This window comes from Mycobacterium sp. UM_CSW (genome assembly GCF_000455205.1).
In the GTDB taxonomy this organism is placed as follows: domain Bacteria; phylum Actinomycetota; class Actinomycetes; order Mycobacteriales; family Mycobacteriaceae; genus Mycobacterium.
In genome coordinates this window covers 1-24,256 of the sequence record NZ_AUWQ01000047.1, presented here as the reverse complement: position 1 = coordinate 24,256, position 24,256 = coordinate 1, and the positions used below count along the sequence as shown (strand labels likewise).

Below are 24,256 nucleotides of genomic sequence, written 5' to 3'. Positions count from 1 at the left end.
ACCAGGGAGCTTTCCGGCACGTCTTCCAGCAGTATGCGTTCCGGCGGCCGGCCGACGATGTCGATCAGCAACGCCGTGGTGCCGCGGCGCACGACGCCGTCGACCTCGATGCCGTCACGCTTCGCTTGTTGCAACACCGAGGTGCCGGCCGGGTCGTCGCCCACCACGCCGATAAGCGCGACCGGCGCGCCGAGCTGAGCGAGGCCGACCGCCTGATTGGCGCCCTTGCCGCCAAGTAGTTCGTCGCGGTGCAGGACGGTCGTGGCCTCGCTCGCCGACGGCGGCCCGTCGGTACGCAACACCAGATCGCGTCCGATTTGGCCGATCACCACAACGCTCATAGGAAGACTGTGCCCATTCAGCTCGCCGCGAATCGCCGGGCGGCGACGTGTCACCGTGTGGTTCGATCAGCACAAGACGAGGTCAGGAGAAAAGTGACTCGACGATTCGGCCGGATCTTTGTGATCCCGTTCATCTGGGCGTTGGCGATGCTGCTCGCGCCGTCGGCGTGGGCCGACTCCTACACCGACCAGGTGGTGGGCAGGTTCAATGCGCAGACGCATGTGGTTGCCGACCCGGCGGGCAGGCCGCCCCTGCAAAACCCGGACAGGGTGAACGACCAGATCTTGACCACTCGATGGGCGTGGAGCTCGACACCCCGGCTCTGGGTTGCCGCGGTGGCCCCCGACCAGACCGGCGTGACGACGGCGGATGCCATTCACAACGTCATCCTGGGCCGCGATCCCGGGTTCAGCGGCGTCATCCTGGTGATCGACGCCAGGGGCTACCACGTGCGGGCCTACAACGTGCCGCGGGAGGTCGCGGACAGCGTGAACTCGTTGTTGGATCAGTCGGCTCGGGCCCACCGCAACGATCCCTACGGCGCGACCAGTGAGTTCGTCGGCAAGCTGGCCGGCGTGAGCGTCGCGTCGGGCGGGCCGTTGACGACCTCCCCGGTCGGCACCGCGAAGCACACCAGCTGGACTTGGCTGTGGGTGCTGCTGATCTTCGTCGGCGTGGTGCTGGCGATCTGGTTCGCGGTGGGCCGAAACCGCAAGCGCCGCAAGGACGCCGAGGCGCGCGAGCGGATCAAGGAACAGTTGATCGCCGCCGAATCCGAGGCCGCCGACCTCGATAGCGCGGTGATGACCAATGCCGACGTGGACGTCAGCGCCGAGTCGTTGAAGGCGAACGCCAGCCTGTCCGACGCCCGCAAGGCGTACCAGGCGGGTGATTACACCGCGGCGCGGGCGCACCTGCGTGCCGTGCAGTCCACCGTCGACAAGGCCAATCGCAAGCTGAACCCGGCAGCATTCCCCAATGTGAACGCCGTGACCTCGGTGCCGCCCGGCGAGCGCAAGCAGGCCACGGTGCAGGCGAGGAACCCGGACACCGGGCAGGTCGTGACGATCAACAACAACAATTACAGCACCACCCCGCAGCCGGGCTACGCGAACTACTACCCCGGCGGCTACCACAACGGAATGTTCTTCTACCCCGGCTACTACCCGTACGCGTTCTGGGGTCCGGGTTGGGGTTGGGCCATCGCCGATGTGCTGCTGGTCGATGCCCTGTTGGACGACCACTGGGGCGGCAGCTACGACCGCGGGTTCGAGGACGGGCGGGATTCGGCGCTGGCTAATTCGGGCTACGACGGTTACCAGGGCGGCGGCTACGACAGCGGTTACGACAGCCAGCAGGGCGACGTCGGTTTCGACGGGAACTACCAGTACTCGGGCGGCGGCGACACCGGCTTCGGCGGCGACTCGTACTCCGGCGGCGGCGACGTCGGTTTCGGCGGATTCGATTCGGGCGGCGGCGGGTTCGATTCGGGCGGCGGTTGGGACTCCGGCGGTGGATTCGATTCGGGCGGCGGCTTTGACTCCGGTGGGGGCTTCGACTCCGGCGGGGGAAACGACAGCTTCTGACCTCAGAAGGCGGGGATCCCGTCGCGGTGCGGGTGCAGCGCTCCGACCGGGGAGGTCAGCGGAAGGTGCAGCGCATCAACGATTCCGGGCTCGGCGGCGCAGACCCACGGGATGGCGTTGACCGCGCGCATGCCGGTGGCCAGCAGTCCGTGATCATTGTGGCTGTCGCCGGGCCGATGTCCCACCTCAAACTCGGCGTCGAAGCTCGGTTCGCCGTCGATGACGACGCGCCAGATGCCGTCGGTTCCGCCGGTGCGGCCCTTCGGCCAGTCCGGGGCCAGGTCGTCGGCGATGCGGTCGACGTGCTCGATGGTGACGACGTCGACGCCGTCGACGACGCCGATGCAGCGGGCCCGGGTGGCGCCAACCGTTCCCGCCTCGACAAGCCCGAAGGCGGTGGGGATTTCGCGTGGCGTGGGCAAGAACTCGCACGTCTCGCGGATGTCGTCGAGCGCCACGCCCAGCGCGTCGGCGACCATGGTGACGGCGGCGCCCCAGCCCCAGCGCAGCACGCCGGGCATCATCAACCCGCCTTGGTAATCGAGGGGCTGGCCGAAACCGAACAGCTCGCGCATGTCGTATTCGGCCGGGTACTCGGAATAGTTGGTGATTTCGATGCCGCGCACCGAATACACCTTGTGTGACATCGACATCAGTGCGATGGGGAACAGGTCGGCGCCGAATCCCGGCTCGATGCCGCTCGAGAACAGCGAGCTGCCACCGGCTTCGGCCGCGCCGCGGATCGCATCGGTCACCTTGGCGGGCATCGACCCTCGCGGGTAGACCAGTCCCGGTATCGCGGTGGTGACGACATTCTTTCCAGCGGAAAGGATTCGGCACAGGTCGCCGATCGCTTCCTTCATTCGTGGCGGCGCCGGCGCTGCGTAGACGACGCAGTCCGCGTCGCCGCCGAGGATCTCCGACTCGTCCCGGGTGGCGGCGACGCCGAGCGGGTCGATGCCCGCGAGTTCACCGGCGTCCTTGCCGTTCTTGCTGTCCGAGTGCACCCATACCCCGACCAGGTCGAGGTTCGGCCGGTCGGCGATGGTTCGGATTGCGTACTTGCCCACTCCGCCGGTGGCCCATACCGCTACCTTGTACGTGTCGTTCACGATTTCGACTTCCTTCGCCAATGCGGGCTCTTGATGGCCTCGACGGCGTCGGTGACGTAGCCGTCGAGCGGACGGGGTTTCCTGGTGGACTGGCGCACCCACCGCTGGAACGCGAAATCGCCTGCGGCGAAGCCGAGTTGGACCAGCAGGCCGGGCCGGATGTCGGTGTCGGGGTTGGTTCCCATCCGCTCGCCGATCAGCTTCGTCGCGCGCTCCTTGTCCGCGGGTGTGTGCAGCGTGACCTTGTCGAGCAGGCCGGGCGCCACCAGCAGCGCCTCGCGCCACTCCTCGCAGTCGGCCGGGTCGAATGATCGGGTGCGGACGACGATCGCGTTGACCAGCGCGACGTCGGGTGGTTCGGTGGCGGGCCGCTCCTCGAGCAGGCTGACGATCGCGGCGCCACCGTGGCGCAGCGGCGCGAGCAGCAGTTCCTCCTTGGCCGGCACGTGCCGGAAGAAGGTGCGCGGTGAAACGCCTGCGGCCGAGGCGATTTCCTCCGTCGTCACGGCGTCGTAGCCGCGCTCGATGAACAGCCGGAACGCCGCGCGACGGATGTCGGCGCGGATCTGGGCGCGCTGTCGTTCCCGCAACGACTGGCTCAACGGAAGCAGCCGATCCCGCCGTCGACCTGGATCGTCTGGCCGGTGATGAACGTGGCGTCGGTGCTGAGCAGGAACGCGACCAGCGCACCCACGTCGGTGCGGACGTCGCCGATGCGTTTCATCGGCACCCGCCCGACGGCTTTGGCATAGTCGTTGGGCGCGAACTGCTTCCACGCTTTGACGCCGTCGGACTCGGCGAACGGGCAGATGACGTTGACGCGGATGTTGTCGCGTCCCCACTCCAGGGCGGCGACCTTGGAGAGCCCGCGGATGCCTTCCTTGGCGGCGGCGTAACCGCCCCACTTGGGTTCGCCGCCGGTGCCGGTGCCGGAGCCGAGGTTGACGATCGCCCCGCCGCCGGCCTCGACCATCAGCGGGTACACGGCCTGCATCAGCAGGAAGGTGGCCCGGGGTCCGACGTCGTACCCGAGCGCGAGGTCCTCGGTGGTGATGTCGACGAATCGCTTGGGTTCGTTGGTGGCGATGGCGTTGTTCACCAGGCCGTGCACGGTGCCGAACGCGTCGACCGCGGCGGCCACGATCCGCGGTGCGCTGGCTGGGTCGCGCAGGTCGGCGACCAGCTGTTCGGCGCGCCCGATCTGCTTGAGTTCGGTGGTGGTCGCGTGCAGGGCCTCGTCCTGGATGTCCACGAGCAGCACCGACGCGCCGCGTTCCAGCAGCGCCGCGGCGATGCCCTTGCCGACGCCCTGCGCGGCGCCGGTGACGATCGCGGCGTGGCCGCGCATCGAGTCGGGGTGCGAGTAGCTCATCGCGCCGGCCCCAGCTGAAGCGGAACGCCGCGGTGCATCTCGTAGGTGCTGCGCGCGCCGTCGGGCAGCTCGATGAACTCGACCGGTGTCCCGTCGGGATCTTTGACGAAAAACATTCGCACCCCGCCGATTTCGAACGGGTCCTGGTCGGGCGGATAGCCGGCGGCGGCGATGCGGCGGTGGGCGTCGTCGAGATCGGGCACCCGCAGCGACACGTTGTGGATGCCGGTGGTGCCGCGCCGCGGCTTCTCGGTGCCGGGTTTGGCGCCGAGCGAGAGCAGCTCGACCATCAGCCCGCCCAGCAGGCCCCCCACCACCCGACCCTCTTGCTGTCGCTTCGCGTGCAGTGCGGCGTCGAAGGGCTCGCCCGAGATCAGCGTTTCGAAGACGACGTCCATGCCGAGCGTGTCGCGGTAGAACGCCAGCGCGCGGTCCATGTCCGTCACCCCGACGACGAGGTGACAGAACGACACGTCGTTCAGGGCGGTCACGGCTTTTCCGCGAGATCGGGTGCGGGGCGCCCGGCGAACAGCGGCAGGTCGAGGTAGGTCTTGATGCCCGGCTCGGCGGCGCAGACGTCGGGGATCGCGTTGACGCAGTGGTTGGCGGTGGCCACGACGCCCGGATTCTTCACCAGCCCTTCGGCGATCGTCTCCGGTTGCAGCCCCTTGAAGGTGAGGCTGACGCTGGGGTCGCCGGTGATCTCGACCTCGAAGCGTTCGCCGCGGCCGCCGAAATTCCAAGCCGGGTCCAGGTTTTCCTCACCCATCAGCCAGTTGACCGCGGCGGTGATGACCGGCTCGCCGTCGACGAGGGCCTGCCAGCGGAACCGGCGCGCGGCCACCTTTCCCGTGGTTATCGGGAACGGGGCGTAGTCGATGTCGGAGGTCGCCACAGCGACGTCCTGGATGGTCCTGATGTTCGGCTCGATGCGAAATCCCATGTGGTCGGCCACCATTCGCACCGACTGCTTGAAACCTGCCTCGAGCAGGCTGGCCATGGGTCCCTGCATCGCTTCCTCGGGGGTGCCGCCGAATCCCATGATGTGGCGCACGACGTCCGGGGCGTTGTAGGTGCGGATGTCGGAGAACTCCTCGGCGCGAACGTGGGTGACCGCTGAGGAGAGCGAGGACAACATCAGCGGGAATCGCTCGGTGATGCCGCCGGGGTGGATTCCCGAGCCGTGCAGCGTCACACCATTTTCGAGCGCGGCGTCGGCGATGGCCTGGTGACGCGGGTTGCTCAGGTCGGGGTACACCCAGCCGACGGGGGTGACCACGTTCTTGCCGGACCGCAGGATCGCCAGGACCTCGTCGTCGTTGGGGACAAGCGGGCTGTACACGACGCAATCCGCGTCGAGGGCCAGCACGTCGTCGACGCTCGTGGTCGCCGTGACACCCAGGGGCGGGGCTCCGATGATCTCGCCCACGTCCACGCCGTCCTTGTTGGCGCTGTGCACCCAGCAGCCGACGAGTTCGAGCTGCGGATGATTCAGCACGCATGCGATGGCGGCCTTGCCGACGCCCCCGGTCGCCCATTGGATGACCCGAATGCTCACCTGTGACCTCCCGAGTGCTTTACACGCCAACGGCTGGAATGGCACAGTATGACCCGCTGACAGTCACTGTCAATGACGCATGGAAGGCTGGCGATGGGCGCACTCGACGGCAAGATCGCGATCGTCACCGGAACCAGCCGCGGCGTTGGCGTCGGCATCGCACACGAATTGCTACGCGCCGGTGCCACCGTCGTCGGCTGCTCCCGCTCGCCCCTGGACACCATCCCCGGCATCGACGCCGACTGGGCGAGCCGCGCATCCCAAAAGGTTTGCGACCAAGGCGATTACTGCTCGATCGACTCGTTCATCGCCGACGTCGTGGCCACCCACGGGCGGGTCGACATCCTGGTGAACAACGCCGGCGGCACGGTGCCGGCGCCGCACGCCGAAAGCATCCCCTCGCTCGTCTCGCGCATTCAGGGCGCACCGGACAGCGACGACGACTACGAGCGCACGGCGCTGTTCCATGCGTTCGCGGTGCAGATGAACCTCATCAGCCCGCTCTGGTTCGCGATCCGCGCGTACCGGCAGATGTGCACCCAGGACGGCGTGGGCTGCATCATCAACATCTCCAGCGGCGCGGGCCACCCGGCCGGATCTCCGACCCTGGTCTCCTACGGGGCGGCCAAGAGCGGGCTGAACCATCTCACCCGTTCGCTGGCCGAGGAGTGGGGGCCGAAGGTCCGGGTCAACTGCGTCGCCCTGGGCCCGACCATGACCGAGAACTTCCGGTCGTTCGTGCTGCCCAAGGACGACCCGACCGGCGAAAAGTACTTCGCCGCGGTGCCGTTGCGCCGCGCGGGGGAGCCCGCGGAGGTGGGCCGCGTCTGCGTGTTCCTGGCCGGGGGGGACGCGGACTTCGTCAACGGCACCACCATCGAGTGCGACGGCGGCATGCTGCCGGGTGTGCTCTACGACGCGGGCCTGAAGACCATCACCGATCTGCTGTAGCAATCGCCCACCTCGACCGATGTCGGTCTGCTACTTTCCGGACACGCCAACGGTTCGGTGAACCCGGGGAGGCATCGTGCATCGGACAGTCGTTGCGGCACTGGGGGCCGCACTGCTATTCGTCGGGGTCGGGTGCGTCGGGGCGCCTCGGGCCGCCGCCGACAACCCGGTTTGCAGCCAGACGTGGTGCTCGTTCCTGTCCCCGTCACGCAATATCGGCTGCGAGCTCGACTATCAACGCGGCCGCGACATCCCCGACGAAGCGTATTGCCAGACGACCTCCCCGCCGCAGTCCGTGCACATGTCCACCGACGGGACGTACAAGAGCTGCACCGGAGAATCCTGCCTCGGCAACGCCGGTGAGGGCACGCCCACCCTGCCCTACGGCCAAACCGCCGGGCTCGGCCCGTTCAGCTGTCGATCGGAACCCAGCGGCATCACCTGCACGTTGACGTCGGGTCGCGGCTTTTCTATCTCGAACGCGGGGATCACGCCCGTCGGGTGACTGTTGACGCTGTCCTCGACTGTCAAAAAGCTGTCCTCTGCTGTCAATACTGCGACCCCTGCGCTGCCGCAAAGTGGATGCAGCGGTAAGCCACCGCATCCGACAGCAGATTCAAGGAACGGCCATGACCTCCAGCAGCATCGAACACGTCGACGTGTTGATCATCGGCGCCGGCATCTCGGGCATTGGCGCCGCCTACTACCTGCGGACGATGCAGCCCGGCAAGACGTTCGCAATTCTGGAGGCGCGCGACGAGATCGGCGGGACGTGGGACCTGTTCCGGTACCCCGGAATTCGCTCCGACTCCGACCTGCACACGTTCAGCTACGAGTTCAAGGCGTGGGAGAACGAGAAGGCGATCGCCAGCGCCGACGCGATCATGGCTTACCTCCGCGAGACCGTCGCCGAAAACGGGATCGACCAGTCGATCCGCTTCCGTCACAAGGTGATCAGCGCGGCCTGGTCCACCGAGGACGCGCGCTGGCTGGTCGAAATCGAGCGTGCGGGCGAACGCATCACCATGACGTGCGGATGGTTCTTCTGCGCGAGCGGCTACTACCGCTACGACGAGGGGTTCACCCCCGAGTTCCCGGGACGGGAGCGGTTCGCGGGACAAATCGTGCACCCGCAGCATTGGCCCGAGGATCTGGACTACAGCGGTAAGCGGGTGGTGATCATCGGCAGCGGCGCGACCGCGGTCACGCTGGTTCCGGCCATGGCCGAGACCGCCGGACACGTGACGATGCTGCAGCGCTCGCCGACCTACATCCTGCCGGTGCCGTCGGAGGACCGGATCGCCAACACCCTGCCCAGGCTCCTCGGCCGCGACCGGGCCTACGCCCTCACGCGGCGCAAGAACATCGCCAAGCAGCGGCTCGTCTGGCGGTTCTGCCAGCAGCACCCGCGCGCCGCCCGCCGGCTGATCCGCCACCTAAACGCGAAGCAGTTGCCGGCCGGATACCCGGTCGACGAGCACTTCCGGCCGTCCTACGACCCGTGGGACCAGCGGCTGTGCGCCGTGCCCGACGCCGACATGTTCAAGGCCATCCGCGACGGCCGCGCCTCGGTGGTCACCGACCAGATCGAGACCTTCACCGAGCGCGGAATCCGGTTGCGCTCCGGGCGTGAACTCGAAGCCGACATCATCGTCACCGCCACCGGACTGAACCTGCTGGCCTTCGGCGGCATCAGCCTCTTGGTGGACGGCGTTCCCGTCGACCTGCCGGACAAGGTGGCGTTCAAAGGGTTTCTGCTCGACGACGTCCCGAACTTCTCCTACGTCTTCGGCTACACCAACTCGTCGTGGACGCTCAAGGTCGGGCTGGTGTGCGAGCACTTCTGCCGGCTGCTGGCCCACATGGACGCGCACGGCCACAGCATCTGCTACCCGCGGCTGCCCGGGGCCATGCCGACCAAGCCGCTCCTGGAAGTCACCGCCGGCTACGTCAAGCGATCCGTCGAGCAGTTCCCGCGCCAGGGCGCCGAGGGGCCATGGCGAACCTCGATGGATTACCGCGGCGACTACAAGACGCTGCGCGAAGGCCCGGTCGACGACGACAACCTGTGCTTCGCCGGCGCGCCACTTCGGTTGCGGTAAGCGGCCGGTCCCGTACCGAACCAGCGCTTGCATGAGCGGGTCAGCACGCTCTGCTCGGCGTAGCCCAGCTCGCGCGCCAGGTGCGAAAGGCTGATACCGGTGTTGCGAAGGTACCGGTCGGCGGCGTCCCTGCGGACCTGATCCACCAGTGCCGCGAATGTCGTATCCTCCTCGGCGAGCCTGCGCTGCAGCGTTTTTGGGTGCAGGTTGAACTGCTCGGCGACCAGTTCGAGGGTGGCCGTCCCGGTGGGCAGCAGCTGGCGAACGATGATGCGCACCGATTCCACGATCCCGGCATTACGAGGGGTGATGCCGCTCAAATAGTCGACGACGGCCTTATGGGCGACGTCATCGCGGTGCAACGGGCGGCTCAAGTCGGCCGTACGCACCGTGAAACCCGCTGCCCGCGAAGCGAACTCGGGCGTGCATCCGAAATACCGCACATAGTCGGCTTTGGGCGTGAGCGGGTCATGCGGCAGATGCACCTTCAGCGCGACGTAATCGGCACCCATGAGGAGCCGGAAGACGCGTATCGAGACACCCAGCGACAGCTCGGTGGTCTGCGCATGCGGTGGCGGGTTATCCAGGAGAAATTCCAGCGTCACGAAGGAGCGCTGCGGATCGGCCAGCGGCGTGACCCGCAGCGCGATCACCGGGCTGTACGCCGCCATATAGGTGCCGAAGATCTCCAAGGCGTCCGCCACCGTGGCGGCGGTGCGGGCCGCCACGCCGACCGGCCCCAGAATCTCGATGCCCTGCCGCTCGGCCAACCGTCGCCCGAAGTCCGGCGTGTTCGTGGCCTGGGCCGCGGACTCGATGGCTTTTATCGCGGCGTGGTAAGAGATGAACGCGTCGTAATTGCCGGCGTCTCGCTCGCGGACGCCCGCCGCGCGCAGCAGCCTCGCGGGGTCGCCGCCCAACTCGGCGACGAGTCCCGCATAGTTCGAGAGCGCGGTCCCGCGTACAACAGACATGTGTCTTGGATTGTCAAAATGCTGTCGTGAGATGTCAAGACGTCGGCCCGTCGATGAGGGATGGTACGGGGAGTGCCGGCATGACAGCCGAATATTGCAAGGAGATTCACATGAGCAGCTCGCTGGAGCCCACCCCGGAGCAGTTCGCGGCGCTCGCCGCCAGGCCCGCCGACGCGGCGGTGCTGATGGTCAACCTGTTGAAGTTCAAGACCGCGGGCGGGCTGGAGTCCTACCTGCAATACGGGCAGGAGGTCGCGCCGCACCTGCAACGCGTGGGTGCGACGCTGCGGTACGCCGGTGCGGCGCCAACGGTCGTCATCGGTGACGGCGAACGGCCTTGGTGGGACGCCATTCTCATCGTCGAATACCCGACGCCGCAGGCGTTCATCGACATGGTGACGACGCCCGAGTACGCGAAGGTGCACGAGCATCGCGCCGCCGGGCTGGAGCGCGGCGACCTCATCGCCACCTCGGCGTGGGCGGTCGCCTAACCCAGGACGGGGACGCGGCGTTCGCGTGCCAATCGATCGAGCGCGGCCTGCATGACCGAGCGGACGTAAGCGTCGACCTCGTCGACGTCGGGGTCCTCGCCGAACCGCTCGGCGACGTCGATGGGCTCCAGCACCTGGTAGACGATCTTGGTGGGCAACGGCATGTTGGCCGGGAAGAACACCGACATGCCGAACGGGAAGCCGATGGTAACAGGGAGGATCTCGATCCGAAAACGCTTGAGCCCCAGGCTTTTCGCCAGCCAATTGCCGCGCGTGAGGAAAAGCTGGGTCTCCTGCCCGCCGATCGACACCGCCGGTACGATCGGCACGCCGGCTTCCAGGGCGGTCCTCACATATCCGGTGCGGCCGTCGAAGTCGATGACGTTCTGCCGCAGCGTCGGACGGAACGCGTCGTAGTCGCCGCCCGGGAAGGCCAGCACCACCGCACCCGAACGCAACGCTTCGCCGGCGTTCTCCCGGCTGGCGTGGATGACGCCGAGCCGTCCCAGTGCCGCGCGAAACGGTGTGAAGAACACGCCGTAGTGGGCCACGGTGTACAGCGGGCGGTCGTAGCCGAACCTGCCGTACAGGGCCGGGGCCAGCACGTTCCAATCGGGCGTCAGGACGCCGCCCGAATGGTTGGACACCAGCAGCGCGCCGCCCGCCGCTGGGACGTTTTCCAGGCCCCGAACTTCCGGGCGGAACCAGCGCTTGATGACCGGATTCACCGCGTTGATCAGCATCTCGGTGAAGGTGGGGTCCCACTTCGCGATTTCGGGATAAGTCATTTCGTCACCCGCCGACTCGTCGCTGTGCCGGATTCGAGTGCAGTCATCGTCCCGCAGGGGCGGCCGCCTCGACAGAGCCGCAATCCCCGCCCGACGGGGACTAAAGACCTTGCGTCTTGCGCTGTTCGCGGTCTAATGGGTGCATGGAACCGATGGCGCCCACCGACGGGGTATTTCTTCTGGGCGAATCCCGTGAGCATCCCATGCATGTGGGCGGCTTGTCGCTGTTCGAACCGCCGGAGGGCGCAGGCCCCGAATTCGTCCGCGAGTTCACCGACGCGCTGATCGCCAACGACGAATTCCAGCCCACCTTCCGCAAGCACCCCGCGACGCTGCTGGGCGGGATATCGCCGATGGCGTGGACCTATGACGACGAGGTCGACGTCGACTACCACGTCCGGCGCTCGGCGCTGGCGGCACCGGGCCGGGTTCGTGAACTGCTGGAGCTGACGTCCAGGCTGCACACGGGCTTGCTCGACCGGCACCGCCCCCTGTGGGAGCTTTACGTGGTGGAGGGGCTGAACGACGGCCGGTTCGCCATGTACAGCAAGATGCATCACGCGCTGATCGACGGCATTTCGGCGATGAAGCTCATGCAACGCGCAATGTCGATCGACCCGAACGACAACGAGATTCGGGCGATGTGGAGCCTGCCCAGGCGAAAGCGCACCTCCGGCAACGCATCTCGGCTCGGCTCACTGGTCAAGACGTTGGGATCGCTTGCGGCGCTGGGCCCTTCGACGGTTTCGCTCGCCCGCGCGGCGCTGTTCGAGCAGCAGGTGACGTTGCCCTTCGGCGCCCCGCGCACCATGCTGAACGTCAAGATCGGCGGCGCGCGGCGGTGCGCCGCGCAGTCGTGGTCGGTGGACCGCATCAAAACCGTCAAGGCCGCCTCGGGTGTGACTCTGAACGACGTCGTGTTGGCGATGTGCGCGGGCGCCCTGCGCTACTACCTGCTCGAGCAGAACGCGCTGCCGGACGCCCCGCTTGTCGCGATGGTCCCGATGAGCCTGCGCAAGGAGGACGAGGCAGACGCCGGCGGGAACCTCGTCGGAGCAATCCTCTGCAATCTGGCAACCGACACCGACGACCCCGCAGAGCGGCTGCAGACCGTCAGCGAGTCGATGCACAAGAACAAGAGGGTGTTCTCCGAGTTGCCCCGCGCCCAGGCGCTGGCGCTTTCGGCGGTGAACATGGCGCCGCTCGCCCTGGCGGCGGTTCCCGGGTGGGTGTCGTCAACGTCGCCGCCGTTCAATCTGGTCATCTCGAACGTGCCGGGGCCTCGCGAACGGATGTATTGGGGCGGCGCCCGGCTCGACGGCAGTTATCCGCTTTCGATTGCGCTGGACGGACAGGCGCTGAACATCACCCTGGTCAGCAACGCGGGCAACCTCGATTTCGGACTGGTCGGATGCCGTCGCAGCGTTCCACACCTGCAGCGCCTACTCACGCACCTAGAGTCGGCGCTCAAGGATCTGGAACGGGCCGTCGGGGTCTGACCGTCCATGCCCACGCTCAGTGCGGGTGTGTTGTTGTACCGGGTGCGTGACGGCGTCGTCGAAGTCCTGATCGCGCATCCCGGCGGTCCGTTCTGGGCCCGCAAAGACGAAGGGGCCTGGTCGATACCCAAGGGTGAGTACACCGACGGCGAGGATCCCTGGACGGTTGCGCAGCGCGAGTTTTCTGAGGAGTTGGGGCTGTCGGTGCCTGCCGGACCCCGGTTGGACTTCGGCCCGCTGAAACAACCCAGCGGCAAGGTGGTCACCGCCTTCGCCATCGGGGCCGACCTCGACGTCACCGACGCACACAGCAACACCTTCCAGATCGAGTGGCCGAAGGGCTCGGGCCGGATGCGGGAATTCCCCGAGGTCGACCGGGTCGGCTGGTTCGCGGTGACGCAGGCGCGCACGAAGCTGCTCAAGGGCCAGCGTCCGTTTCTCGATCGATTGATGGCGCATCCGGCACTGGCCGGCCTAACCGAGGGGGGTTGACATGCAAACACTGCGCACACCCGACGAGCGGTTCGACGACCTGCCCGATTTTCCTTATGCCCCAAGCTATTGCGAGATCGCAGATGGTGACGGCGGGACGCTGCGGGTGGCCTGGGTGGAGGACGGGCCGCCAGGCGCCGACCCGGTTCTCATGCTGCACGGCGAGCCGTCGTGGTCGTTCCTGCACCGCAAGATGATTCCGATCCTGGCCGCCGCGGGGCATCGGGTCATCTGCCCCGACCTGGTCGGGTTCGGTCGTTCGGACAAGCCGACCCGTCGCGAGGACCACACCTACGCGCGCCACGTCGAATGGATGCGCGCCGCCGCTTTCGACGTCCTCGACCTGCGTCATGTGACCCTGGTCGGCCAGGACTGGGGCGGGCTGATCGGCTTGCGGCTGGCGGCCGAGCATCCCGAACGGTTCGCCCGCCTGGTCGTCGCCAACACGGGGCTGCCGAACGGCGAGCAGCCGATGGCCGAGGACTGGTGGCGCTTCCGCAAGGCCATCGCCATCGCTCCGAATCTCAACATCGGCTGGTTCGTGCAGGGCGGTTGCAGCACGCAGCTGAGCGGCGAGGTGCGCGAGGGCTACAACGCGCCGTTCCCGGACGACCGGTTCTGCGCCGGGCCGCGCGCCATGCCCACCCTGGTGCCGACCGCGCCGGACGATCCCGCTGCGGCCGCCAACAAGGCGGCGTGGGCCAAGCTGTCCGTGAGCCCGACGCCCATGCTCGTCGCATTCAGCGACAGCGACCCCATCACCGGGCCGATGGCCGCGATCTTCCAGCGCGAGATGCGCGGCGCCCAGGGCATCGATCACCCGACGATTCGCGGCGCCGGTCACTTTCTGCAGGAGGACGCCGGCGAGGAACTGGCCAACCGCATCGTCGAGTTTCTACGCCGCTGAGCGTCCCGCGCGGTGCGGGCAGAATGTGAGGATGACGCCCGCCGCCCAAGCCGAATCGCAAGGGCTGCTGCTGCAGCTGCTCGACCCGGCCAACCGCGCCGACCCGTATCGGCTCCTCGCGCAGTTTCGCGAGCGCGGACCGATCGTGCTGCCGGAGACGACCCTCGTCGTTTTTTCGGCTTACCGGGACTGCGACGAGGTGTTGCGGCATCCGGCGTCGAGCAGCAGCAACGCGAACTCGACGGTGGCGAAGCGCCAGCTGGAGGCGGGCGTGGTGCAGCCCCGGCTCTTCCCGCCGGGATTTCTGTTTCTCGATCCGCCCGATCACACCCGGCTGCGCAAGCTGGTCGCCAAGGCGTTCTCGCCCAAAGTGGTCAACGCGCTGCGGCCCGAAATCACCGCTCTGGTGGACGCGCTGCTCGATCGGATCGCCGAGAAGGGCGAGTTCGACGTCGTCGAGGATTTCGCCTATCCGCTGCCCGTGGCGGTGATCTGCCGGCTGCTCGGCGTCCCGCTGGAGGACGAGCCGCACTTCAGCCGCGCGTCGGCGGTGCTGGCGCAGGCGCTGGACCCGTTCTCGACGATCACCGGTGTGCCGCCCGACGTTATGGACGAGCGGATGCAGGCGGTGCGGCGGCTGCGCGGATATCTCCACGAGTTGATCGAGCGGCGCCGCTCGGAGCCGGGCGACGACCTGCTGTCGGGTCTGATCGCGGTGGAGGAGTCCGGCGATCAGCTGACCGAGGAGGAAATCGTCTCCACCTGCAACCTGCTGCTGATCGCGGGGCATGAGACCACGGTGAACCTGATCGGCAACGCCATCCTGGCCATGCTGCGCAACCGCGTGCACTGGTCGGCCCTGGGCGCCGACCCGGGTCGGGCGCCGGCGATTGTCGAGGAGACCCTGCGTTACGACCCGCCGGTGCAACTGGCCGGGCGAGTCGCCCTGGCGGACATGACGATCGGCGAGGTCGACGTGCCGGCAGGCGACATCATGATGGTCCTGCTGGCCGCGGCCCAGCGTGACCCCGCCGAGTTCGACCGGCCCGACACGTTCGACCCGGACCGAGGGACCGTGCGGCACTTAGGTTTTGGTCGCGGAATTCACTACTGCCTGGGCGCGCCCCTGGCGCGGCTGGAAGCCGGCACCGCCCTGTCCGCGGTGACCGCCCGCTTCCCAGACGCCCGGCTGGCCGGCGAGCCGCAATACAAGGCGAACGTCACCCTGCGCGGTTTGTCGGAACTGACGGTCGCCCTCTAGCTGGTCCACGGCGCTCGGACGTTGAGTGTGAATCGTGGGCGTCGCGCGTGAATTCTGGGCGGACATCTCGCCGAAATCCCGTCCTGAGCTCACGCGGTAAACCGTCATTGCACACTGAAAGCCTGAATGCCTAGCGGCGAATGTTCACATGATGCGCTGGCGGTAGGCCCCGTCGTGAATCCCGCTGTGCGCGAACGGCCGTGGGTGGGGCGCGGCAGATTCGCCGCGGCCCGGCCGATTGGTTTCCGTTCCGCGAGGTGTCAGGTGGCGTGCCGTAAGGCAAATGACCATGATTGCCTGGGTGGCCCAGCAGTACCAAGTCATTGACGTGCTTCTTGTCCTAGCATGCCATCACGGTACGAAAGTGCTGTTGCGGCAACGCTGCCCGCGATGATCGACTTGCTACAACCTGCTCACTGGCGACTGTCGCGGCCGGTGAGATCAGCCGCGTTCCCAGGGCGCGGTCTCGTCCATCTTCTTGTAGTACTTCGCCAGGTGGCTCTTGACGCGGTCGATGTCGGCCTTGGGCAAATCGATGCCGCCGCGTGCGCCGTCCATGATCGCACCGGCGATCATCACTCCGCGCGGGACCGCTTTGAGTTCGCCGCCGATCACGTCGGCGAACAGCAACTTGTATGCGGTGAAATTGTCCTTCTTGTCGCTGTCGTACCAGATGTGGGCGTCCCGGTATTTCTGGTTCGGCTTGTCCTCGGCACCGGCCCACTTGCGGACACGCTTGTCGGCGGCGTCCCCGTCCCACTTGCGGTCCCGATCGGCCAACGGCAGGTCTTTAAACGCTGTTACTGACATTCTTTTCGCGTGCCCGCTCCTTGGGCCGGATAAACGCCGTTCAGGCCCCGGGTTCGGCGCCTTCCCCGTCGTCGCCCCCCGCACTTGCCCCGACCAAGGAAATCGACACCGGGATTGGTGTGGCCAACTCGATCTTTCCCTGCGGGTCGTAATAGGCGCCGATTGTGTACTCGCCCACCGACTCGACGGAAATGACGAGGTCCTGGGTAAAGCACCGATACTTGGACGGCTTATCGCCGTCGTCCGGCCAATGCCACTTGCCCTCCAGACTGCCGCGAGGTGTCCCGCCGGGATCTTTGCACACGACATGCAGTTCCGGGTCGTAGTCACCGCCGCAGCGGGCGTGCACCACCAGCACGACCGGAACCTTTGCCGTCAAAGGGATTTGCGGAACCTGAAAGCCGGTCGTGGGGATGCGGGTGGCGTAGATCGCGCCGGTGTCATCGAGCGCGGCGGTGCCGGCCACGAAAAGCGCGGCGATATTGAGCATCACGACAGCTTAGTGGGCGCCCCGCAGCCGAATTCGGGGGTTTCCATTCGGTGCGGCAATCGCAAGAATTTCGCAAGTGGGCGGCGATAGGTTATGGCCTACAGCGGCGAAAGGAACCCTTATGGATAGCACCCGCGTCCTGAAATCGATCCTTGCCGGTGCGCTGCTTTCCGGTGCGACGGCGGCGGGCGGAGTTGCGCTGGGAGCGGGCGCCGCCCACGCCGACGGCCCACACCGCTGGTGCCCGGGGGATCCCAAGAACATGCCCTACGTGGTCAATAGCCTGATCGACTGGGACTGGAACGTCTGCCACACCTGGTATCCGACCAACTACGGGATGGGGAACGTGACCAGCCAGGGCCGGCCCATGTCGATTTGGGACGGGGATAACCCGCCGCCGGAGGCGATCACGCCGCGGGGGTGTCCACCGATTGCGTTCATGTGCCCGTAGCCGCGAACGCGAGCCGTCGAGTGTGTGGGGCCTAGGGATGAATTCCGAGCACTCCCTGTACGTAAGGCCCACATTCGGCGCCGAAATTGGGAGCGGTAGCGGCGCCGGCGATGTCGACTTTGTTCAGCACAGCGGCCCACCCGGGCCTCGATCGGAAAGGACAACGATGAACAACGTTCGTTCCATGACAGGGCGAATCGCGCGGCTGGCGACCACCGCGGTGGTGGCCGGCGGTCTCGGCGTTGCCGGCCTGGGACTGACCGCGGGAACCGCGTCGGCTCATCCCGGCCCCGCGCCGCTGAATGCGTGGCCCGGTTGCCCGGAGGATCACCCGCAGGGGCCGTGCCGCTGGTGCCCGGGGCAACCGCTGCCGCCGACCGGCAACCACGTCACCAACCCGGTGATCTGGGACAACAACATCTGCCACACCTACTACTACGTGTACTTCGGGCAGGGGAACGTCGCCCAAAACATCTGGGACGGAGACAATCCGCCGCCGCCGCCCCCGCCGGCGCCGCCGGGCCTGATCAACAGGGACAACTGCCAGCAGATCCTCGGGATGTTCTGCCCTCACGCGTGATCGGACGGTGCCCCTAGCGGGGCCCCAGGCCGGGGACGATGTCGCCGAGGCGGAAGGTGACCGGCTGTTCGAGTTGGGCGTAGGTGCACGAGCGCGGTTCGCGGTCGGGGCGCCACCGGCTGAACTGGGCGGTGTGGCGGAACCGCGGGCCCTCCATGTGGTCGTAGCGGACCTCGACCACCCGCTCGGGCCGTAGCGGCACGAACGACAGGTCCTTGCCCGCGTTCCAGCGCGAGAATTCGTTCTTGCGTGGGGTGCGTTCGCCGGCTTCGTGCGCGGCCCAGTTCCACGGGTGGCCGTCGAAAGTGGTAACCAGCGGCTGCAATTCGGCGAACAGCCGCCGTCGTTCGGCCATCGGGAAGGCGCCGATCACGCCGACCGACGCGAGCTGGCCGTCGTCCGTGTACAGCCCGAGCAGCAGCGAGCCGATCGCGTCGCCGCCGGACTTGTGCACCCGGTAGCCGGCGACCACGCAGTCGGCGGTCCGTTCGTGTTTGACCTTGAACATGACGCGCTTGTCCGGCTGATACGTGATGCCCAGCGGCTTGGCGATGACCCCGTCGAGGCCGGCGCCCTCGAACTCCTCGAACCATCGTTGCGCGGTTTCCATGTCGGTGGTGGCCGGCGTGACGTGGATCGACGGCCCGGAATCGGCCAGGGCGTCGACGAGGGCCGCGCGCCGCTCGCTGAACGGGCGCCCGGTGTAGTCGTCGTCGCCCAGGGCGAGCAAGTCGAACGCGATGAAGGAAGCCGGCGTCTTCTCGGCGAGCATCCGCACCCGCGAGTCGGCCGGGTGGATCCGCTGTTGCAGCGCCTCGAAGTCCAGGCCGTGGTCGGTGGCGACGACGATCTCGCCGTCGATCACGCAGCGCTGCGGCAGCTCGGCCTGCACCGCCGCGACCAGCTCAGGGAAATACCGGGTCATCGGGCGCTCGTTGCGGCTGCCCAGTTCGACTTCGTCGCCGTCGCGGAAGCAGATGGACCGGAATCCGTCCCATTTGGGTTCATACGACGCGTCCGGCGGCATCGAGTGCACCGGCTTGGCGAGCATCGGCGACACCGGCGGCATGACGGGTAGGTCCATAAGCTGAGGATATGGCTGCTGCAGAAGAGCTCGACGTCGACGGCATCGCCGTGCGGGTCACCAACCCCGACAAGGTGTATTTCCCCGCCCTGGGCGCTCAGGGCACCAAGCGTCGGCTCGTCGAGTACTACCTGGCGGTGGCCGGTGGTCCGATGCTGACCGCGCTGCGCGACCGGCCCACCCATCTGCAGCGCTTCCCGGAGGGCATCGACGGCGAGGAGATCTACCAGAAGCGGGTGCCGCAGCATCATCCCGACTACCTGGAGACCTGCCAAGTGACCTTCCCGTCGGGGCGCACCGCCGACGCGCTGAAGGTGACGCACCCGTCGGCCATCGTGTGGGCGGCGCAGATGGGCACGGTCACGCTGCACCCGTGGCAGGTGCGCTGCCCGGACCCGGACCATCCCGACGAGTTGCGGATCGACCTGGACCCGCAGCCGGGCACCGGATTTGGGGAAGCGCGGGCGGTGGCCGGCGACGTGTTGCGCCCGCTGCTCGATGAGCTCGGTCTCGTCGGGTACCCGAAGACGTCCGGGGGCCGCGGGGTGCACGTGTTCCTGCGCATCGCCCCCGAGTGGGACTTCGTCGAGGTGCGCCGGGCGGGCATCGCGCTGGCCCGCGCGGTGGAGCGCCGCGCACCCGATGCGGTGACCACGTCGTGGTGGAAGGAAGAGCGTGGCGAGCGGATCTTCATCGACTTCAACCAGAACGCCCGCGACCGCACCATGGCGTCGCCGTATTCGGTTCGGCGCACGCCGATCGCGACGGTGTCGACGCCGCTGACGTGGGACGAGTTGGCGGGCGCCGATCCCGACGACTACACCATGGCGACCGTGCCCGACCTGGTGAAGAGCCGGGACGATCCATGGGCCGCCATGGACGACGTCGCCCAGTCGATCACGCCCCTGCTCGAGCTGGCGGCCGCCGACGAGGAGCGCGGGCTGGGCGACATGCCGTATCCGCCGAACTACCCGAAGATGCCGGGCGAGCCGAAGCGTGTCCAGCCGAGCCGGGATACCGATCTGACTAGGAAAAACAAGCCGAAGTGAGTAGTCCGCCTGCTAGCGGCTTCTCCGCGCCTCTGGATTGATCGCCGTCGCCGTAAATCACGCGGGCCCGTTACGCGCGGCCTCATCGGTCCCTACACTGTGGGAAATGAGCGGCTATCAGACCGTCGTGGTCGGCACCGATGGCTCTTACACGTCGATGCTGGCGGTCGACCGCGCAGCGGCGATCGCTGCGGATCAGGGCGCGAAATTGATCGTTGCTACGGCGCATGCCCCCGTCCGCGAGGAAAAGGGCCGCTACGCCATTCCGCCGGGAAGCGACCACGGCGCGGACTACCGGACGCAGCGCGAAACTCCCTTCCGGGAGATCCTGCGGGACGCCAGCGACCGGGCGTACAAAGCCGGGGCTAAGAACGTGCTGCAGGAGGCGATCGTCGGCCATCCGGTCGACGCGCTGGTAAAACTGGCCGAGGAGGTCCATGCCGACCTACTGGTCGTCGGCAACGTCGGGCTCAGCAAGGTCGCCGGGCGGTTGCTGGGAGCAGTCCCATCCGAAGTCTCCCGCAGGGCCAAGACCGACGTGCTGATCGTCCATACCACCGACTGAGGCATGTCCGGCGCTTGCTCTGTCAGGCTTGTACGAGCAGGCTGATCGCCAGCCGGTCTACGGCTTGGTCGATCCGGTCTTGGCTTTGTAGCTCGATGGCGACGAACGCGCGGGTCAAGTGGTAGTCGATCCGGTCGGGCGTGGCGTGGACGTTCATTTCAAGGCTCCGATCTTTTCGCGACCTTCGTTGAAATGAACGGTTTATGCTTTCGAATTGATCTCCGCCCAACCGGCATTCACGAGAGATCATGATCACAACGCTGTGCGGTTCTGCTTCGGCAACCCGAAGATGCTGGGCGAGCCGAGCCGCGATACGGACCGCAAGGGAAAACTGGCGAGTTTGAAGTCGCGGGGTCTTCAGCCGCATAGTCCGCCTTATCCTGGGAGGGCCATGAAACTCGGGGGCGGATTGGCGGAGGTCGTATGACGGCCGTGCTGGCCTGCCGCGCATGCGGCACCGAACCCCTGCCGAATGCGCGGTTTTGCCACGGATGTGGCGCACCGGTTGGCGAGGCCGCCGCGCCGGCGGAGTACAAGCAGGTAACGGTGCTGTTCGCCGACGTGGTCAGATCGATGGACATCGCCTCTGCCGTCGGGGCGGAGCGGTTGCGCGAGATCATGGCGGAATTGATCAACCGGTCGGCAAACGTGGTGCAGCGATACGACGGAACGGTGGACAAGTTCACCGGCGACGGCATCATGGCCGTCTTCGGCGCGCCAATAGCGTTGGAGGACCATGCCTTAAGGGCATGTCTTGCGTCATTGGCAATCCACGACGAACTCGCAGGGTTGGTAGCCGAGGTCCGCCACCGGGACGGTGTCGACCTAGCATTGCGCATCGGGCTCAATTCGGGTCAGGTGATCGCCGGCGAAGTCGGCTCGGTTACGTTGGGCTACACCACAATTGGCGAGCAGGTGGGGATAGCACAGCGGATGGAGTCGGTCGCTCCGCCCGGCGGGGTAACGCTCAGCCCGTCGACCGCGCGGTTGGTAGCCGGCGCAGCCGCCCTCGGTGAACCGGAGATGGTTCGGATCAAGGGCGACGACGAACCTGTGGCCGCCTATCGCCTGCTGGGCGTAGGCGAACCCCAGCGCGGGCGTGCCGACTCGGCTCTGGTCGGTCGGCGCTGGGAAATAGCCGCGATCGAGGGCCTGCTGGAGCGTGCCATCGACGGCCACGGCGCGGTGGTCGGCCTGGTCGGTTCAGCGGGCATTGGCAAGAGCCGCATGGTCCGCGAGGTTGGCGCGATGGCCGCCGCCCGGGGTGTCGACGTGTTCACCGCCTACTGCGAATCACACACCAGCGACGTCCCTTTCCGCGTCGTTGCGCGGCTGCTGCGGGCGGCCAGCGGCGTGGATGACCTGGACGGCGCGGCGGCCCGTACGCAGGTCCGGACGCGGGCGCTCGGAGCCGACCCCGAGGACCTGGTGCTCTTCGATGACCTGCTCGGCATCGCCGATCCGGGCATGGAAGCGCCGAAGATCGATCCGGACGCGCGGCGGCGGCGGTTGGCTGCGCTGATCAAGTCGGTATCGCTGGCCCGCGAAGCCCCGGCGGTCTATGTAGTCGAGGACGTGCACTGGATCGACGAAGTCAGCGAATCCATGCTGGCCGAGTTCCTCACGGTTGTCCCGCAGACGTCGTCGCTGGTGCTGGTTACCTACCGTCCCGAATATCGGGGCGCACTTGGCCGGACCTCCGGGGCTCAGACGATCGCCCTTGCGCCGCTGAGTGATTCAGAAACCACGGCCCTGGTCGCGGAGCGGCTGGGTTCGGACCCTTCTGTTGATGCGCTGCGCGAGAAGATCGCCGAAACCGCAGCCGGTAATCCGTTCTTCGCCGAGGAGATCGTGCGCGAGCTGGCCGAGCGTGGCGCGTTACGCGGCGAACGCGGCGCGTACGTGTCGGCGGCAGACGTCGGCGAGGTGACCGTGCCCGCCACGCTGCAGGCGACGATCGCCGCGCGCATCGACCGCCTCGACCCGAAAGCCAAGCGCACGCTGAGCGCAGCGGCGGTCATCGGCTCGAGGTTCGGCCTGGACTTGCTGGAAATGCTGGGCATCGATCCGCTCCTAGAGGATCTCGTGGGTGCCGAGCTGGTTGATCAGGTGAGGTTCATTCGACGACGGGAATACGTGTTTCACCACCCGATGATTTGGACGGTGGCCTATGCGTCGCAGCTCAAGTCCGATCGCGCCGAGTTGCACCGGCGCGTCGCAGCGGCCATCGAGTCGCGCGACCCGTCGGCGGCGGACGACAACGCCGCGGTGATCGCCGAGCACCTGGTGGCGGGCGGTGACTTGCAGGCCGCCTACGGCTGGCACCTGCGCGCCGCGGCGTGGGCGACCACCCGTGACATCGCCGCGGCGCGGTTGAGTTGGGAGCGCGCCCGAACGATCGCCGATGCATTGCCCGACGATGACCCCAACCGGCTGGGCATGCGCATCGCTCCGCGGACCATGTTGTGCGCGACCGCCTGGCGGGTTCACGAAAGGGTTGCCGACGACCGCTTCAACGAACTGCGGGAGCTGTGCACAGCCGCAGGGGACAAGGCCTCGCAGGCGATTGCCATGGTGGGGCTGGTGGCCGAGCGCGCATTCAAGGACCGCGTAGCAGAGGCGTCGGAGATGGCATCTGAGGCCATGGTCCTCATCGAGTCGATCGGAGACCAGGAGTTGACGGTGGGTCTGTCGTGCATGCCCATCTTTGCCAAGACTGAGAGCGCCGAGTATTGGGACGTGTTGCGGTGGTCGCAAAGGGTCATCGACCTGGCCGGCGATGACCCGTCGAAAGGTAGCTTGATCGTCGGATCCCCGTTAGCGGTTGCCCTCGCGCAGCGCGCCGATGCCCGCTATTCCCTGGGCCGCCCCGGTTGGCGTGACGACGTGGAGCGGGCCCTCGCCATGGCCCGAAGCGCCGACCCGATTTCCTATACGACGGTCGTGAGTTACATCTACTCCGGGGGAATACCCGGCGGGGTGCTCGTTGCCGACGATCGCGCGGTGCGTGAAAGCGAAGATGCCTTACGGATCGCCGAACGATCCGGCGACGATTTCGCGTTGGCTTCCGCCCGAATGACCCTGGGTCTCGCGCTGGTGCACCGCCAACCGGCAGCCGATCGCGACCGGGGACAGCAGCTGCTGGCAGAGGTCCGCGAAATGTACGAACGCTGGCAACTCCACCTCTGCGACCTGCCGACGGTCAACGTGTACTTGGCGCGTGAGAGGTTTCGGTCCGGGGATCGCGGCGAAGCGATACAGCTCATGCGCGCCGCCGCCGACGATTTGTTCCGGGAAGGACGGCTGCTGGGCTGGGGGATGACGGCTACGGGTGTTCTGGTGAACGCGTTGCTGGAACGCGGGGCCGACGGTGACGTGTCCGAGGCCGCGGCCGCGATCGAACGGATGGCGGCGGCCCCGGCCGATGACGGCTTAGCGGCGCGCGACATCTGGCTGCTGCGCCTGCGGGCACTGTTGGCGCAGGCGCACGGCGATACCGCTGCCTATCGAGACTTTCGAGATCGCTACCGAGACATGGCGAAAACGCTTGGCTTCGAAGGCCATATCGCCTGGGCGGAGGCAATGGCATGACTGCGGGCGAAGCGGGGCCAAAATTCGCCGGCCCGCATGGCTCGTGGACGGCCGCGTATCACTTTCAGACGTCCTACGGCGGAACGAGTCCGAGGGTCCGCGTCAGCCGGCTAGCCGCCTGAACCGCCGTTGCCGCCGGTGGCGCTGCCGAGGCCGGAACCCGCGACGGTGGCGCCGCCGCCGCCACCGCCGCCGCCGCTG

At 67.3% G+C, this 24,256-nt stretch carries 26 protein-coding genes; 14 read left to right on the top strand and 12 right to left on the bottom strand.

The genetic code is table 11. From position 1 onward, the window contains the following. Positions 1-341: PfkB family carbohydrate kinase (locus N415_RS17570; protein WP_239645614.1), on the bottom strand; the 341-nt coding region annotated here is incomplete at its 3' end. A gap of 147 nt (positions 342-488) precedes the next feature. Here N415_RS17570 and N415_RS17565 point away from each other — a divergent pair. After that, on the top strand, positions 489-1,928 hold the full coding sequence (locus N415_RS17565) for a hypothetical protein (RefSeq protein WP_152531450.1): 1,440 nt from the start codon (positions 489-491) through the stop codon (positions 1,926-1,928). A 2-nt stretch (positions 1,929-1,930) separates the two neighbouring features. Here the strand turns inward: N415_RS17565 and N415_RS17560 are convergent, their stop codons facing one another. The 5 genes from N415_RS17560 to N415_RS17540 are packed head-to-tail and all read right to left on the bottom strand — an operon-like array spanning position 1,931 to position 5,970. Continuing rightward, positions 1,931-3,040: a hypothetical protein gene (locus N415_RS17560; protein ID WP_081665327.1), complete on the bottom strand. Its 1,110-nt coding sequence runs from the start codon at positions 3,038-3,040 to the stop codon at positions 1,931-1,933. Then, a complete protein-coding gene (locus tag N415_RS17555; RefSeq protein ID WP_068100430.1) occupies positions 3,037-3,642 on the bottom strand; it encodes a TetR/AcrR family transcriptional regulator in 606 nt (201 codons plus the stop codon). Before N415_RS17555 ends, N415_RS17560 begins: the two co-directional genes overlap by 4 nt. Then, entirely contained in the window at positions 3,639-4,412 is a 774-nt protein-coding gene (locus tag N415_RS17550; protein ID WP_068184584.1) for an SDR family NAD(P)-dependent oxidoreductase, read from the bottom strand. The genes N415_RS17555 and N415_RS17550 overlap by 4 nt, the downstream gene beginning before the upstream one ends. Continuing rightward, entirely contained in the window at positions 4,409-4,903 is a 495-nt protein-coding gene (locus N415_RS17545) for a VOC family protein (RefSeq protein ID WP_255342534.1), read from the bottom strand. Before N415_RS17545 ends, N415_RS17550 begins: the two co-directional genes overlap by 4 nt. Beyond that, positions 4,900-5,970: a dihydrodipicolinate reductase gene (locus tag N415_RS17540; RefSeq protein ID WP_068184577.1), complete on the bottom strand. Its 1,071-nt coding sequence runs from the start codon at positions 5,968-5,970 to the stop codon at positions 4,900-4,902. The genes N415_RS17545 and N415_RS17540 overlap by 4 nt, the downstream gene beginning before the upstream one ends. A 93-nt stretch (positions 5,971-6,063) precedes the next feature. Between N415_RS17540 and N415_RS17535 the strand changes: the two genes are divergently transcribed. From N415_RS17535 to N415_RS17525, 3 genes are all read left to right on the top strand, one after another. After that, the gene (locus tag N415_RS17535) at positions 6,064-6,921 is read left to right on the top strand and encodes an SDR family oxidoreductase (protein WP_068184573.1); all 858 of its coding nucleotides are present in this window, start codon (positions 6,064-6,066) and stop codon (positions 6,919-6,921) included. A gap of 76 nt (positions 6,922-6,997) precedes the next feature. Continuing rightward, complete coding sequence (locus tag N415_RS17530) at positions 6,998-7,426, top strand: hypothetical protein (protein ID WP_068184572.1); 429 nt, start codon at positions 6,998-7,000, stop codon at positions 7,424-7,426. 124 nt (positions 7,427-7,550) lie between these two features. Next, a complete protein-coding gene (locus N415_RS17525) occupies positions 7,551-9,023 on the top strand; it encodes an NAD(P)/FAD-dependent oxidoreductase (RefSeq protein ID WP_068184569.1) in 1,473 nt (490 codons plus the stop codon). Here N415_RS17525 and N415_RS17520 read toward each other — a convergent pair. Next, a complete protein-coding gene (locus tag N415_RS17520) occupies positions 8,948-9,997 on the bottom strand; it encodes an AraC family transcriptional regulator (RefSeq protein WP_068184567.1) in 1,050 nt (349 codons plus the stop codon). The genes N415_RS17525 and N415_RS17520 overlap by 76 nt on opposite strands. A 110-nt stretch (positions 9,998-10,107) precedes the next feature. Between N415_RS17520 and N415_RS17515 the strand changes: the two genes are divergently transcribed. Next, entirely contained in the window at positions 10,108-10,488 is a 381-nt protein-coding gene (locus tag N415_RS17515) for a DUF1330 domain-containing protein (protein ID WP_068184591.1), read from the top strand. Here the strand turns inward: N415_RS17515 and N415_RS17510 are convergent. After that, complete coding sequence (locus N415_RS17510; protein WP_068184563.1) at positions 10,485-11,276, bottom strand: lysophospholipid acyltransferase family protein; 792 nt, start codon at positions 11,274-11,276, stop codon at positions 10,485-10,487. The two genes, N415_RS17515 and N415_RS17510, sit on opposite strands and share 4 nt — an antisense overlap. Before the next feature lie 143 nt (positions 11,277-11,419). Here N415_RS17510 and N415_RS17505 point away from each other — a divergent pair, with 143 nt between their 5' ends. The 4 genes from N415_RS17505 to N415_RS17490 are packed head-to-tail and all read left to right on the top strand — an operon-like array spanning position 11,420 to position 15,435. Continuing rightward, complete coding sequence (locus tag N415_RS17505; RefSeq protein WP_068184561.1) at positions 11,420-12,775, top strand: wax ester/triacylglycerol synthase family O-acyltransferase; 1,356 nt, start codon at positions 11,420-11,422, stop codon at positions 12,773-12,775. 6 nt (positions 12,776-12,781) lie between these two features. Continuing rightward, positions 12,782-13,267 (top strand): NUDIX domain-containing protein, encoded by a 486-nt coding sequence (locus tag N415_RS17500; protein ID WP_068184558.1) that lies wholly within the window; start codon positions 12,782-12,784, stop codon positions 13,265-13,267. A 1-nt stretch (position 13,268) separates the two neighbouring features. Continuing rightward, positions 13,269-14,174: a haloalkane dehalogenase gene (locus N415_RS17495; RefSeq protein WP_068184556.1), complete on the top strand. Its 906-nt coding sequence runs from the start codon at positions 13,269-13,271 to the stop codon at positions 14,172-14,174. 31 nt (positions 14,175-14,205) lie between these two features. Continuing rightward, the gene (locus tag N415_RS17490; protein ID WP_068184553.1) at positions 14,206-15,435 is read left to right on the top strand and encodes a cytochrome P450; all 1,230 of its coding nucleotides are present in this window, start codon (positions 14,206-14,208) and stop codon (positions 15,433-15,435) included. A 441-nt stretch (positions 15,436-15,876) separates the two neighbouring features. Here N415_RS17490 and N415_RS17485 read toward each other — a convergent pair whose 3' ends face one another. Both N415_RS17485 and N415_RS17480 read right to left on the bottom strand, forming a co-directional pair. Further along, the gene (locus N415_RS17485; protein ID WP_068132742.1) at positions 15,877-16,245 is read right to left on the bottom strand and encodes a hypothetical protein; all 369 of its coding nucleotides are present in this window, start codon (positions 16,243-16,245) and stop codon (positions 15,877-15,879) included. A gap of 40 nt (positions 16,246-16,285) precedes the next feature. After that, positions 16,286-16,735 carry a hypothetical protein gene (locus tag N415_RS17480; protein WP_239645613.1) on the bottom strand — a complete coding sequence of 150 codons (450 nt, stop codon included), beginning with the start codon at positions 16,733-16,735 and terminating at the stop codon, positions 16,286-16,288. 121 nt (positions 16,736-16,856) lie between these two features. Here N415_RS17480 and N415_RS32290 point away from each other — a divergent pair, with 121 nt between their 5' ends. Together N415_RS32290 and N415_RS17470 are read left to right on the top strand one after the other, a co-directional pair. After that, complete coding sequence (locus tag N415_RS32290; protein WP_068184551.1) at positions 16,857-17,186, top strand: hypothetical protein; 330 nt, start codon at positions 16,857-16,859, stop codon at positions 17,184-17,186. Between the two features lie 184 nt (positions 17,187-17,370). Further along, entirely contained in the window at positions 17,371-17,766 is a 396-nt protein-coding gene (locus N415_RS17470) for a hypothetical protein (RefSeq protein ID WP_239645612.1), read from the top strand. A gap of 13 nt (positions 17,767-17,779) precedes the next feature. Here the strand turns inward: N415_RS17470 and N415_RS17465 are convergent, their stop codons facing one another. Beyond that, positions 17,780-18,850 carry an ATP-dependent DNA ligase gene (locus tag N415_RS17465; protein WP_068184543.1) on the bottom strand — a complete coding sequence of 357 codons (1,071 nt, stop codon included), beginning with the start codon at positions 18,848-18,850 and terminating at the stop codon, positions 17,780-17,782. An 11-nt stretch (positions 18,851-18,861) separates the two neighbouring features. Between N415_RS17465 and ligD the strand changes: the two genes are divergently transcribed. Together ligD and N415_RS17455 are read left to right on the top strand one after the other, a co-directional pair. Continuing rightward, positions 18,862-19,899, top strand: coding sequence for a non-homologous end-joining DNA ligase (gene ligD, locus N415_RS17460; protein WP_068184540.1), 1,038 nt, complete (start codon positions 18,862-18,864; stop codon positions 19,897-19,899). Between the two features lie 106 nt (positions 19,900-20,005). Then, the gene (locus N415_RS17455; RefSeq protein WP_068184535.1) at positions 20,006-20,464 is read left to right on the top strand and encodes a universal stress protein; all 459 of its coding nucleotides are present in this window, start codon (positions 20,006-20,008) and stop codon (positions 20,462-20,464) included. A gap of 22 nt (positions 20,465-20,486) precedes the next feature. Here N415_RS17455 and N415_RS31550 read toward each other — a convergent pair whose 3' ends face one another. Further along, positions 20,487-20,831 (bottom strand): hypothetical protein, encoded by a 345-nt coding sequence (locus N415_RS31550; protein ID WP_152531448.1) that lies wholly within the window; start codon positions 20,829-20,831, stop codon positions 20,487-20,489. Between the two features lie 56 nt (positions 20,832-20,887). Between N415_RS31550 and N415_RS17450 the strand changes: the two genes are divergently transcribed. Then, positions 20,888-24,055 (top strand): adenylate/guanylate cyclase domain-containing protein, encoded by a 3,168-nt coding sequence (locus N415_RS17450; protein ID WP_068184532.1) that lies wholly within the window; start codon positions 20,888-20,890, stop codon positions 24,053-24,055. Positions 24,056-24,256 lie beyond the last annotated feature (201 nt).

Coding starts and splice junctions, on each gene's coding strand:
- N415_RS17550 (WP_068184584.1), bottom strand. CDS start 4,412: ATGAGCTACTCGCACCCCGACTCGATGCGCGGCCACGCCGCGATCGTC.
- N415_RS17470 (WP_239645612.1), top strand. CDS start 17,371: ATGACAGGGCGAATCGCGCGGCTGGCGACCACCGCGGTGGTGGCCGGC.
- N415_RS32290 (WP_068184551.1), top strand. CDS start 16,857: ATGGATAGCACCCGCGTCCTGAAATCGATCCTTGCCGGTGCGCTGCTT.
- N415_RS17535 (WP_068184573.1), top strand. CDS start 6,064: ATGGGCGCACTCGACGGCAAGATCGCGATCGTCACCGGAACCAGCCGC.
- N415_RS17500 (WP_068184558.1), top strand. CDS start 12,782: ATGCCCACGCTCAGTGCGGGTGTGTTGTTGTACCGGGTGCGTGACGGC.
- N415_RS17465 (WP_068184543.1), bottom strand. CDS start 18,850: ATGGACCTACCCGTCATGCCGCCGGTGTCGCCGATGCTCGCCAAGCCG.
- N415_RS17510 (WP_068184563.1), bottom strand. CDS start 11,276: ATGACTTATCCCGAAATCGCGAAGTGGGACCCCACCTTCACCGAGATG.
- N415_RS17480 (WP_239645613.1), bottom strand. CDS start 16,735: ATGCTCAATATCGCCGCGCTTTTCGTGGCCGGCACCGCCGCGCTCGAT.
- N415_RS17505 (WP_068184561.1), top strand. CDS start 11,420: ATGGAACCGATGGCGCCCACCGACGGGGTATTTCTTCTGGGCGAATCC.
- N415_RS17455 (WP_068184535.1), top strand. CDS start 20,006: ATGAGCGGCTATCAGACCGTCGTGGTCGGCACCGATGGCTCTTACACG.
- N415_RS17495 (WP_068184556.1), top strand. CDS start 13,269: ATGCAAACACTGCGCACACCCGACGAGCGGTTCGACGACCTGCCCGAT.
- N415_RS17490 (WP_068184553.1), top strand. CDS start 14,206: ATGACGCCCGCCGCCCAAGCCGAATCGCAAGGGCTGCTGCTGCAGCTG.
- N415_RS17450 (WP_068184532.1), top strand. CDS start 20,888: ATGACGGCCGTGCTGGCCTGCCGCGCATGCGGCACCGAACCCCTGCCG.
- N415_RS17485 (WP_068132742.1), bottom strand. CDS start 16,245: ATGTCAGTAACAGCGTTTAAAGACCTGCCGTTGGCCGATCGGGACCGC.
- N415_RS17525 (WP_068184569.1), top strand. CDS start 7,551: ATGACCTCCAGCAGCATCGAACACGTCGACGTGTTGATCATCGGCGCC.
- N415_RS17565 (WP_152531450.1), top strand. CDS start 489: ATGCTGCTCGCGCCGTCGGCGTGGGCCGACTCCTACACCGACCAGGTG.
- ligD (WP_068184540.1), top strand. CDS start 18,862: ATGGCTGCTGCAGAAGAGCTCGACGTCGACGGCATCGCCGTGCGGGTC.
- N415_RS17515 (WP_068184591.1), top strand. CDS start 10,108: ATGAGCAGCTCGCTGGAGCCCACCCCGGAGCAGTTCGCGGCGCTCGCC.
- N415_RS31550 (WP_152531448.1), bottom strand. CDS start 20,831: ATGCGGCTGAAGACCCCGCGACTTCAAACTCGCCAGTTTTCCCTTGCG.
- N415_RS17520 (WP_068184567.1), bottom strand. CDS start 9,997: ATGTCTGTTGTACGCGGGACCGCGCTCTCGAACTATGCGGGACTCGTC.